At 47.8% G+C, this 11,703-nt stretch carries 9 protein-coding genes and 1 pseudogene; all 10 read right to left on the bottom strand.

What is annotated here, in order from left to right:
• Nucleotides 1-6: 6 nt before the first annotated feature.
• Nucleotides 7-1,208 (bottom strand): annotated as a pseudogene (locus DWX76_RS10725) (saccharopine dehydrogenase family protein).
• A 206-nt stretch (nt 1,209-1,414) separates the two neighbouring features.
• On the bottom strand, nt 1,415-2,290 hold the full coding sequence (speB, locus tag DWX76_RS10720) for an agmatinase (RefSeq protein WP_118570658.1): 876 nt from the start codon (nt 2,288-2,290) through the stop codon (nt 1,415-1,417).
• Complete coding sequence (gene speE, locus DWX76_RS10715) at nt 2,271-3,131, bottom strand: polyamine aminopropyltransferase (protein WP_107000123.1); 861 nt, start codon at nt 3,129-3,131, stop codon at nt 2,271-2,273. Before speE ends, speB begins: the two co-directional genes overlap by 20 nt.
• A gap of 28 nt (nt 3,132-3,159) precedes the next feature.
• A complete protein-coding gene (locus DWX76_RS10710; RefSeq protein WP_412694055.1) occupies nt 3,160-4,737 on the bottom strand; it encodes an aminotransferase class I/II-fold pyridoxal phosphate-dependent enzyme in 1,578 nt (525 codons plus the stop codon).
• A gap of 81 nt (nt 4,738-4,818) precedes the next feature.
• A complete protein-coding gene (gene speD / locus DWX76_RS10705) occupies nt 4,819-5,586 on the bottom strand; it encodes an adenosylmethionine decarboxylase (protein ID WP_118570657.1) in 768 nt (255 codons plus the stop codon).
• A 511-nt stretch (nt 5,587-6,097) separates the two neighbouring features.
• Entirely contained in the window at nt 6,098-6,865 is a 768-nt protein-coding gene (locus DWX76_RS10700) for a prolipoprotein diacylglyceryl transferase (RefSeq protein WP_118570656.1), read from the bottom strand.
• Between the two features lie 39 nt (nt 6,866-6,904).
• A complete protein-coding gene (locus tag DWX76_RS10695; protein ID WP_118468051.1) occupies nt 6,905-7,603 on the bottom strand; it encodes a FadR/GntR family transcriptional regulator in 699 nt (232 codons plus the stop codon).
• A 53-nt stretch (nt 7,604-7,656) separates the two neighbouring features.
• Entirely contained in the window at nt 7,657-8,997 is a 1,341-nt protein-coding gene (locus DWX76_RS10690) for a Na+/H+ antiporter NhaC family protein (protein ID WP_118570655.1), read from the bottom strand.
• 116 nt (nt 8,998-9,113) lie between these two features.
• Nucleotides 9,114-10,523: a Na+/H+ antiporter NhaC gene (nhaC, locus tag DWX76_RS10685; RefSeq protein WP_118570654.1), complete on the bottom strand. Its 1,410-nt coding sequence runs from the start codon at nt 10,521-10,523 to the stop codon at nt 9,114-9,116.
• A gap of 127 nt (nt 10,524-10,650) precedes the next feature.
• Nucleotides 10,651-11,592, bottom strand: coding sequence for an aminotransferase class IV (locus tag DWX76_RS10680; protein WP_118651114.1), 942 nt, complete (start codon nt 11,590-11,592; stop codon nt 10,651-10,653).
• Between the last annotated feature and the right edge of the window lie 111 nt (nt 11,593-11,703).

Here is an 11,703-nt window from a genome sequence, read left to right as displayed (position 1 = left end):
TTTATCTTAATCCACCAGTGCCGGATCCCAGGATTCCTTCCACGGAAGTCCCCATTTATTTAACGCATCCATAAATGGATCCGGATCAAATTCTTCAATATTATAAACGCCCGGTTTCTGCCAGGTTCCATTCATCACCAGCATCGCACCGATCATCGCCGGTACACCGGTTGTATAGGAGATCGCCTGGGAACCAACCTCTTTGTAGCACTCCTGATGATCACAGATATTATATAAGTAATACTTCTTCTCTTTTCCATCCTTCTTACCCTGGAAAATACATCCGATATTCGTTTTTCCAACAGTACGCGGACCAAGGGATGCCGGATCCGGAAGCACTGCCTTTAAGAACTGCAGCGGTACGATCTCTTTTCCTTCGTACATAATCGGCTCGATCGAAGTCATGCCGACGTTCTCCAGACACTTTAAATGAGTCAGGTAACTCTGACCGAAGGTCATGAAGAAGCGGATTCGCTTGATTCCCGGCATATTGAGCGCCAACGATTCGATCTCCTCATGGTGAAGCAGGTACATATCCTTCATGCCGACGCCGTCAAAATCATACTCTCTCTTGATCTCCATCGGTTTCGTCTCTACCCAGTGTCCATCTTCCCAGTAAGAACCGTTTGCCGACACCTCCCGGATATTGATCTCCGGGTTAAAATTGGTTGCAAACGGATAGCCGTGGTCGCCGCCGTTGCAGTCCAGAATGTCGATGTAGTTGATTTCGTCAAATTCATGTTTCAGCGCATACGCCGAAAACACACCGGTTACACCCGGATCAAAGCCGCTTCCCAGCAATGCGGTAATGCCCGCCTCTTTAAATTTCTCACGGTATGCCCACTGCCATTTGTACTCAAATTTTGCCGTGTCCTCCGGCTCATAGTTCGCAGTATCGATATAATGGGTCTTCGTCGCCAGGCAGGCATCCATGATCGTCAGATCCTGGTACGGAAGCGCCAGGTTCAGCACCACATCCGGGTTAAATTTCTCAATCAGGCAATCAGCTCATCCACGTTGTTTGCATCCACCTGCGCAGTCTGGATCTTCGTCTTGGTGGTTCCTTCTAATTTTTCTTTCAGCGCATCGCATTTGGACTTCGTCCGGCTTGCAATGCAGATCTCCTCAAATGCCTCGCTGTTCTGGCAGCACTTGTGAATTGCTACGGAAGCTACGCCTCCACATCCGATAATTAACGCTTTTCCCATCTTTTTTCCTCCTGTATTCTGAAATGTACTCTGTTTTTGTTCCATTTTATAATCCAAATTTCACATTTGCTTTTGTTCAAACACTTTTCAGTTCATGTCTCAAACACACACTTTTATTTGATGATACCAGGGTCAAAAGGTCAGAAGTTCGACGCAAGCTTGCTTGCAGGAGAATTTTTGACCTTGGGACCCGCCAAAAACATTTCTTACTTAATCTTTGGATTTCCCAACAGCGCCAGCAGCATCTCCCTTACAATCTTGCACGCCACCGCCGTCGATGCACCGGACGCATCCAGCGCCGGGGATAATTCATTCACATCACATCCAACAATCCGAGCTGCGCTGCAGATCCGCGTGACTGCCCGTCGAAGTTCCTCAAAACTGATTCCGCCCGGTTCCGGCGTTCCTGTTCCCGGAAACACACTCGGATCCAGCACATCCAGATCCAGGGTAAAATACACCGGTTTTCCTTCCAGTTTCCGAAGAGTTTCCTGAAGGACTTCCATATCCACAATAAATGGATGCGTCATCACGTGTTCTTTTCCCCAGCGCCATTCCTCCCGGTCGCCGGAGCGGATACCAAACTGCGTGATCCTGCCGTCTCCCAGGACTTCCCAGCAGCGGCGCAGCACACAGGCGTGGGAAAGTTTCGCGCCCAGATAATCGTCCCGCAGATCGGCGTGTGCATCAAAATGGATGATATGCAGATCCGAATATTTCTCTGCCAGTGCCTGCACCGGTGCCAGCGTCACCAGGTGCTCGCCGCCCAGCATAAATGGGATCTTGCCATCTCCGGCAATCTGTGCCGCACGCTCCCGCAGATCCTTTAACGCTAACGATGCATCGCCAAAGCAGAGCTCCTGGTCGCCCGCGTCAAACACGGCGTAATCGGTCAGATCACGGTCCTGGTACGGCGAATACGATTCCAGCCCATAGGATTCCGAGCGGATCGCCCGTGAGCCGAACCGGGTGCCCGGGCGGTACGAAGTGGTTGAGTCAAACGGCGCGCCGTAGAGCACGATCCCCGCCTCCTCATAGCTGGCGTCACACGCCAGAAACGTCTCAATATTTGCCTTCAACATCTTCTAACATCTCCTCCACATATGCCGGCAGGTAAAATGCCCCTTTATGCAGGGTCGTCGTATAATACCGGCAGTCCAGCCCCCGCAGGTTCCATCTTGTCTCATCCAAATTCTTTAACGGATGGTATTTCTTCGACGCAAATCCAAACAGCCAGTGCCCGGACGGGTAGGTCGGGATATGCGCCTGATAGACGCGGCTGATCGGAAACGACTCTACGATCCGCTTATGAGCCCGCTTGCACGCCTCCGCGTCTTCGGCATAAAACGGGCTTTCATGCTGATTGACCATGATGCCGTCCTCTTTTAACGCCTTATAGCAGTTCCCGTAAAATTCCCGGGTAAAAAGCCCTTCGCCCGGTCCAAACGGGTCGGTTGAATCCACGATGATCAGATCGTATTCATTTTCCTTAAAGCGGACATATTTCAGCCCATCCTCATAGTGGATCGAGAGTCTCGGATCATCGAGACGGCACGCTGTCTTCGGCAGATATTTCCGGCAGACCTCCACCACCAGCGGGTCGATCTCCACCATGTCGATGTGCTCGATCTCCGGATAGCGGGTCAGCTCCCGGATCACGCCTCCATCCCCGGCTCCAATTACCAGTACCTTTTTGACCAACGGATGCACTGCCATCGGCACATGCGTGATCATTTCGTGATAGATAAATTCATCCTTTTCCGTCAGCATCATATATCCATCCAAAGTCAGAAACCGCCCAAATTCCGGCGAATCAAAGACATCGATCCGCTGAAACTCGCTCTTTCCGCTGTAAAGCTGGCGATCCACCCGGATGGAAATTTTTACATTTGGCGTATGATTCTCTGAAAACCAGAAATTCATAATTTTCCCCTTTCTATCTACTGCTTATCTATTTCAGCACATTCAGGCGCTCAATCCCCGGATCCTCCGGTCCAGTCATTGAACATCCTTTTTCCAGCGCATACGCAATGTAGTCAATGATCTCTTCCGTGATCTGCTCGCCCGGCGTCAGAATCGGGATGCCCGGCGGATAGCACATGACAAACTCACTGCACACACGTCCGGCTGTCTCGCGGATCGGAAGAGATTCTTTTTCTCCGTAAAATGCCTCCTGCGGCGACATCGCCACGATCGGGTCAATATAGTCAAAATCCATCAGCGTCGATTTATCCCGGCTGAACCGGCGCTTGATCTCCGCCAGTGCGCTGACCAGGCGCTCTACCTCCCGCTGCCGGTCACCGATGGACAGATATGCCAGAATATTTCCCAGATCACCAAATTCCGCCTGGATATCGTACTCGTCCCGGAGAAGATCATAAACCTCGATCCCCGCCAGCCCGATATCGCGCGTGTGAATTGAAAGTTTGGTCACATCGAAATCATAAATGCTGTCGCCGTTCACCAGCTCCTTCGAATAGGCATAATAACCGCCAATCCGGTTGATTTCTGTTCTCGCATACTCCGCCAGCTCCACCACCTGCTTAAATGCCTCACGCCCGCGAAGCGCCAGGTTCCGTCTGGAGATATCGAGGCTGGAAAGGAGCAGGTAGGAACCGCTCGTCGTCTGCGTCAGATTGATAATCTGGCGGACATACCCGGCGGACATACCCGGACCCGTCAGAAGAATCGAGCTCTGCGTCAGGCTTCCGCCCGATTTGTGCATCGAAACCGCCGCCATATCCGCCCCAGCTGCCATCGCGGAAATCGGCATATTTTCCCCGAAATAAAAATGGGTTCCATGTGCCTCATCAGCTAAACACAACATCCCATGCTCATGTGCCAGCTTTACGATCGAGCGCAGATCCGAACAAATGCCGTAATACGTCGGATTATTCACAAACACCGCCTTAGCATCTGGATTTTCCTTGATCGCCCGGCGCACATCTTCCACACGCATTCCAAGAGGAATCCCCAGTCTCTTATCACCCGCCGGATTCACATAGACCGGAACCGCGCCTCCAAGCACCATCGCACCCATGACGCTGCGGTGGACATTTCGCGGCAATATAATCTTCTCGCCCCGCTTGACTGCCGTCAGCACCATGCTCTGAACTGCCGATGTCGTACCGCCGACCATCAGGAATGCGTGTGCCGCCCCGAATGCCTCAGCCGCCAGCTGCTCCGCATCCGCGATGACGGACACCGGATGGCAAAGGTTATCGAGCGGCTTCATGGAATTGACGTCCAGCCGCATGCAGGTCTCTCCTAAAAGTTTCGTCAGCTCCGGGTTGCCGCGCCCCCTCTTGTGCCCCGGCACATCAAACGGCACCACGCGCATCTTCTGAAATGCTTCCAGCGCCTCATAGATCGGCGCGCGCTCCTGGGTCAGCGCGTCATCTCTTCGACTGCCTCCCCCCGTTTCTTTCGGTCCTGAAGCTTCCTTTCTGCGCCGTGCACTCCGTCCGACGCCCGGCTCCAGATTTCTTCTCTCTTCTTCCATCTGCCGTCCCTCCTGAAAATCACTCATTCGTTTCTTCTATCGAATTTCCCTGGTTTTCGCGGTATTTTCCAGTCAAACTCTTTTCTTTCCTCTCAAAAAGCATTTCTTTTAAAACACATTTCTTCCGCTGAAAATTTCAATCATCTCCCGCCGCAGGCTCTCCATAATACTGAGTCTGGTGGTCGGCGGAAGTTCATAGACATCTGTCTTAAACAGATAATTCTGCAGATCGATCTCTTTCAGCATCATCTTGGTATGGAACAGATTCGCCTCGTACACATTGATATCGACCACATCGTAGCGCCGCAGCGTTTCCTTGGAGATATAATCCTGAATCGAGCGGATCTCACGATCCATAAACAGCTTTTTTCCGTCCACATCCCGCGTGAACCCGCGCACCCGGTAGTCCATCGTGATGATGTCCGAATCAAACGAACCGATCAGGTAATCGAGTGTCGAAAGCGGCGTGATCTCCCCGCAGGTCGCCACGTCGATATCCACCCGGAAGGTCGCCAGACAGGTCTCCGGATGGTATTCCGGATAGGTATGGACGGTCACATGGCTCTTGTCCAGATGCGCCACCTGCGTCTCCCCCTGCACCGGCATCATGGAACCTTCTGCAATCAGAAGCGTGACCGAAGCCCCCTGCGGATCATAGTCCTGCTGGGAAATACTCAATACCCGTGCCCCGATCATATCCGTCAGCGATGTTAGGATCCGGGTCAGGCGTTCCGAATTGTACTGCTGATCGATGTAGGCAATATAATCCTTCTGCTCCCTCGGTGTCTTGGCATAACAGACATCATAGATATTAAAGCTAAGCGCCTTTGTCAGGTTATTAAAGCCGTATAATTTTAATTTTTCGCTGTGATCCATATCTTCCTTCTCCTGAAATATAAATGGTGTTGATCAAAAAAGCGGATGATGTGTCTCCACATCATCCGCAAAAACGTTCTTTTCCTGCTTCGCTCTATTTTTACAAATCTGCCGTATATCTGCGAAATCTTCCCTTGTCCCTATTTACCGCATATACTGCACATTGCTTCAAACCTTTTTATCCACAGAAATCTTACATTCAGAGTCTATATAGCAAATATCTACTTTTACCACTCTTATTGACCGTTTTACAAGTTGATGTGCATGAGCACTGGTTGTAAAGTAACCAACTTATAAAATTGAGCTTTTAACTCAATCAATAGGGCAGTTCGCACTGCCAATCGGCATTTGACCCGGCTGTCCGTATGGCCATTCCCTGTTTCACAGGTGGTCAGATATATTTGCATGGATGACTCTTAAAATGTTAAGATTTTCCATATCAGAGGTATCATACAGCAATTTTGGTAAAATGTCAAGAATGATTTTTATTTGGGTTGACATTTGAAAATTTTCACTTTTCTAACGGTACTTCCGTCCGCTTCCCGCAGAACGCAAACATCGCCACGCCCGCCGCAAAGATAAACAACGAGATAAACTGTGAAGTCGAGAGGGATCCGACCGCTCCCCGGTTCAAATCACCGCGGAAAAATTCCAGCACGAAGCGTCCCAGACTGTAGCAGATCAGATACAGTGATACCACCTGCCCCTGTTTTTTGCACTTTTTCGCCGCATAGAGAAGCAGCAGGCAGTGCAGAAAATCCAGACCGCTTGAGATGAGCTGGGTCGGAACCAGGGGAATGTTGTTCGGGGCAAAGTCCGAATCGTGGAACACGATCGCAAAATGGCTGTGGGTCGGCATACCGTAGCAGCAGCCAGCCAGAAAACAGCCGATCCGTCCAAAGCCCTGCGCGAGCGCAACCGACGGCATGACCAGATCCGCGTACTGGAAAAAGGAAATATGCTTGATCCGGCTCAGTATATAACCGCCCAGCACACCGCCGATGATGCCGCCGTACACGACAAATCCGTCGCTGATATCTAGCAATTTCTTCGGGTTTGCCAGAATCTCGTCAAAGATTGTGACATAGTACAGAAGTTTTGCACCTAAAATTCCACATACAACACCGCAGATCGCGATCGAGAGGATCATATCGACATCCATCCCCCGCTTGTTTGCCCGGTACTCTGCCAGGTAATACGCAGCAATAATGCCGATGCCGATCATCAGACCGTAGCCGTGGATCGTGATGCTGCCGATTGTGAATAAGTCATTTTTCATGAAATACTTGTCCTCCGTTCTCTTCTTTCCTACAATTTCCTACAACGCATGAACATCCATATAATACTGATAATTTGGGAACTTATTCTGGAAGTGTTCTGCCATATAGTACGCCGCTTCTTTCGGGTTCCGGTTCTTGATTGCCTCGAAAATCTTCAGATGGCTCTCATAGAAATACATGCCGTCCGTCTGGCGGATCTGATCCGACACCAGATCCATGATGCTCGAATAAATCAGGCGGATCAGCTGGTTTCCAGAAAGGTTCACCACCCGGAAATGGAACAGGTTATTGTAATACTGGCGCGTCTTCAGATCGGCTCCGCCCGCAATAGCCTCTTTCATCGAATCCATCAGCGCCTGAAACTCCCCTATCTCCTCTTCCGTGATCTTGGCGGCCGCAAGCGACGCCATCTGCACCTCCATGATATAGCGGAATTCCAGAATATCATCCATCTTGCCGTTTTTTAAGTAAAACTGCATTGCCAGCGGATTGATCACCTCGACCGTGTCCGCCGTAATATAATTGCCGTCTCCCTGACGGCTGCGGATAATCCCCAGCACTTCCAGCGCACTGATCGCCTGCTTGAGCGCCGGTCGCCCAACTCCGAGCATCTCGGCTAACTGGCGCTCCGGCGGAAGCCGGTCACCTTTTTTTAATTCGCCGTGCATGATCATTTCCTGGATCTGTGCGACTACCTTCTTATATACTGAAACATTTTCTTCGATTGGCTGAAACATTCTCAGTCTCCCTCCTGCTGATTTACGTTCCCTAACGCCTATCGATTATATCATTATTTATGTGAAAAAACAAATGTTAATAGATAGCAGACAACCTCCAGCACCGGCACAATCCAAAAAATACAAGCGCCTCCCTGTGCTACTCCCAACAGTCCCATCGGCGTTACAACATTGGAATGCCACGGGACCAGAAGACTCATGTATAAAGCGCCCAGAAAGAGCGAATGAATCATTTTCTCCCGTTTCCAGCCTTTTTCATCATACACCGACATCAGGCAGGAGACGGATATCACCAGGGAACACATCGCCGATGCTGAAAAAACATTTACTACAAAAGCAAATAAAATTGCTGCTATATTTCCTTTTTTCTCTGTATCCGCCCACTTAAACAACGGCTGCATCATGCATCGGATCGCCCCGCTTTTTTCAAGCATTCCAAACAAACTAAACGCTAAAAGGAACAAAAGAACCGTCCCAGCCATGCTGCTGATACCTCCGCTGTGAAAATAGGATCCTTGGTCCGGTCCATTCCATAAAACATTCAAAATTGTCTGCCATCGATATTTCTGGTAAAAAAATGCCACTGCCATCCCGGACACGCAGCCTGCCATCAACGCATGCATGGCGTTTTTCCTCATTAACATAAATATAAGAACCACTACAGCTGGTATATACACGGGCATTCCCAGGCACATTTCCCCGAATATTTGCATCATTTTACTGCTTTCCTGTATCGATATTCCTGCCAGTTCTGCATTCTTCCATCCCACATAAAAACAGCCTGCCAGACAAACGCATATGGTTGGAATGATACTATTTCGTTCTGCTTTCAAGGTTTTCGCCAGTTCTATTTCAACACTGGATGAAAGTAAATTCACAAAATCCGACATCGGAGAAATCCCATAGCCGCAAAATGCTCCGGCTATTATAACAGCTGCTGCTATTTTCTCTTCATATCCCATACTTGTTCCAATATTTAAAAATAGGATTCCCATGGTTCCACAGGAACTAAACACACTGCCAGTCAGAAAACTAAACAGAAAGCATCCTGCATACGCGGTGACCGGATACCATTCCGGACGAATCCACAAAATTCCTGTATACGTCAGTCCTGGAATCGTACCTGACAGATTCCATATTCCTGTCATCGCTCCTGCACATAAAAGAAAAAAGATAGGTGAAACTGCCCTTGTGCAAGAATGAACCATTGCTTCCTGAAGCTCATTCCAGGAATAAGAATTTGCTTCTAAAAACAGAATCACGTAGATCCATGCAAGAAAAAAGAATGCCTGCACCGGTACTTGGATCCCGCATACTGGAACTGCCAGAATCAGGAAAATTCCTCCCACCAAAGCTCCCGATCGTTTTTTATTTAATTTTTCTGCCCCCATCATTCCTCCTGTTTCTTTTTTCCACTGTAACGTTCAAATAACCCTTTTAATTAGAAAAACAGATGTAAAACAGTTTTCTCTCCCCATCCTACATCTGTTTGACTAACTTATGAAATGTCTTATTTATCCTTGTTTAATTTCTTGATTCCAAACCCGGTAAAGCCCCAGAGAACCGCAAAACAAAAACCTGCGTAACAAAAGATTGCCCACGGAGCATATGCGAACGTAGAGACTCCCAGCGTTCCCGACATATACGCACCGCCCGCTGACCACGGAACCAGAGGAATGGAACAGGTTCCTGCATCTTCCAGTGTTCTGGAAAGATTCTGCGGTGCCAGATTTCTTTCCTTAAAGGACTCACTGAACAATTCTCCGCCCATCAAAATCGGAATATATGCATTTCCAACAATCAGCGCAATAATCAAGACTGAAATAACCGTTACCAGAATCAAAGTTCCGTCACTGTGTACGAATGTTTTCAATTTTTCCAAGATTGCATTCATAAAACCAGCCGCACTCATAGCACCTGCAAATAGAAATGCGCAGAGCACTTTCAGCACCGTTGCCATCATGCTTGTCATTCCGCCCCGCTCTACCAGCGTTTTAATGCTTCCTGTCACTGTTTCCGGATCAATTCCCAGCATCGATAAAGAAAATCCGCTATATGCTGCCGAAATTACCTTTGCAACCGTCGCTCCCTGAAATACAATCGCTAACACTCCTGCCAGAACCGATGCTGTAAACATAACCGGAATCGTTGGTTTTCCCATCGCTGAACCAACCAGCACAACCACCAGAGGAATCAATAAAAACACATTAAAATGATAAATAGAAGCGAGTCCCTCCGTCATCTCATTTGCCGCAGATGCATCGACCGATGAAACCACCATTCCAGTACGTCCAGCTATAAAATATACCACTAAGCAGACAAGCGCCGCCGGGACCGTCGTATAAAACATATGCCGGATGTGTTCAAACAATGTGGTTCCGGCTGCTACCGGAGCCAGATTTGTCGTATCTGAAAGCGGTGACATTTTATCTCCAAAATAAGCACCTGAAATAATTGCGCCCGCTGCTGCCGGAAGATTAACGCCCAATCCCTGAGCTACTCCGATAAGTGCCAGCCCGACGGTTCCAACTGAGCCAAAACTGGTTCCCGTACACACAGAAACAATTACTGTAATCACAAAAGCCGATATCAGAAACAGCTGTGGATTTAAGAGCTTCAGACCATAATAAATCAACATAGGAATTGTTCCTGATAACATCCAGGTTCCGATAATCATTCCAACAAATACAAAGATAAAAATCGCCATAAATGACTTTCCTATCTTTTCCGAAACCGCATCTGCAATCTCATTCCAGGTTGTTCCATAAAACAATCCTAAAAGCACCGTAAAGAAGGAACAAACAAGTAAGAGTACTTCCACACTTAGTCTGAACTTTCCAAAACCAATTCCCAACACGAACGCCATCACCAATATTGGAAGCATCGCAGCCCCAAAACCCGGTTTTCTTTTCTCTTTCATATTCATTCCGTCCTTTCGCTCGAATCATATGTTTCTCTTCTACCATCCCTCTTTATAAACCCCTATATGAATCTCACGCTTACGGTTTTACCCGTTCCCTCACAGAGTGCACTTTCTTTTATGATGTTCAATCATCAATCGACACTCCCAGCGTTTCTGTCATCTTCTTATATTCCTGTGAAAACTTTTCTGTTATCGGACCAGGAATCTGTGTACCAATCTTCTTTCCATCGATCATTTTAACCGGAACCACTTCTCCGACTGTACCACAGATAAATACCTCATCCGCATTGTAATACTCTGAAACAGATACGTTTCTTACCTGTACTTCCATTCCCATCTCTTTTGCTATCTGAATCATTGTTTTTCTCGTAATTCCCGGAAGCTGTGAATCTAAAGTCGGAAGTATTAATGCTCCATCTTTAATCATCTGTAAGTTCGTAGAGTTTGTCTCCGCCACATAACCATTCTGGTCAAGCATAATTGCTTCATCCGCTCCCTGACGGATTGCCTCACACGCCGCCATAATCTGGTTCAGCTGGTTGCAGCAATGAATCTTCGGATCCATGTAAGACGGGGAATAGCGTTTCAGCCAGGTTGTTACCAGCGTAATTCCCTCTTTATTGAAAATAGGGGGTTTCTGATCCACACAGATAACGATCGACGCATTCGTCACATTTAAAGTCGGATGCATACCTGTCTGTGCTTTAAATCCGCGCGTCACCTGTAAACGCATATGTAAATCAGTAAATCCTGCATCCAGATTTCGACGAATCAGCTCTTTTACAATTTCCTTCATCTCATCTTTGGTCTTTCCTATATCGATTCCCAGCGTGTAGCAGGACTCATACAGACGTTTGATATGCTCATCCAGACGGTATACTTTTCGTCCATATGCACGGATTCCTTCATATACGCCATCTCCATGCTGAAAACCACTGTCATATACGGAGATAACGGCTTCTGATTTTTTAACAAAATCTCCATTTACATAAAGGATTGTATCTGCAATTTTCTGTCCGTGTAACATAATAGAACCATCTTCTGTCAACTGTGATAACTTATACATATCCGTTCCTCCTTCAATTATCTTTTTATTTCTTTGATTATCTTTTGGTATAATGGTAATTGGTAAGTCCATTTACATTATGATCATATCACATTTCATCTGTATGTCAAT

It is taken from the genome of Clostridium sp. AF21-20LB (assembly GCF_003478795.1).
GTDB classification, from domain to species: domain Bacteria; phylum Bacillota; class Clostridia; order Lachnospirales; family Lachnospiraceae; genus Otoolea; species Otoolea fessa.
This window is presented reverse-complemented; position numbering and strand designations above follow the sequence as displayed.

Bases quoted from the DNA above. Each gene is read 5' to 3' on its own strand.
- speB (WP_118570658.1), bottom strand. From the start codon at position 2,290: ATGTTGAAGGCAAATATTGAGACGTTTCTGGCGTGTGACGCCAGCTAT.
- speE (WP_107000123.1), bottom strand. From the start codon at position 3,131: ATGAATTTCTGGTTTTCAGAGAATCATACGCCAAATGTAAAAATTTCC.
- DWX76_RS10710 (WP_412694055.1), bottom strand. From the start codon at position 4,737: ATGAGTGATTTTCAGGAGGGACGGCAGATGGAAGAAGAGAGAAGAAAT.
- speD (WP_118570657.1), bottom strand. From the start codon at position 5,586: ATGGATCACAGCGAAAAATTAAAATTATACGGCTTTAATAACCTGACA.
- DWX76_RS10700 (WP_118570656.1), bottom strand. From the start codon at position 6,865: ATGAAAAATGACTTATTCACAATCGGCAGCATCACGATCCACGGCTAC.
- DWX76_RS10695 (WP_118468051.1), bottom strand. From the start codon at position 7,603: ATGTTTCAGCCAATCGAAGAAAATGTTTCAGTATATAAGAAGGTAGTC.
- DWX76_RS10690 (WP_118570655.1), bottom strand. From the start codon at position 8,997: ATGATGGGGGCAGAAAAATTAAATAAAAAACGATCGGGAGCTTTGGTG.
- nhaC (WP_118570654.1), bottom strand. From the start codon at position 10,523: ATGAAAGAGAAAAGAAAACCGGGTTTTGGGGCTGCGATGCTTCCAATA.
- DWX76_RS10680 (WP_118651114.1), bottom strand. From the start codon at position 11,592: ATGTATAAGTTATCACAGTTGACAGAAGATGGTTCTATTATGTTACAC.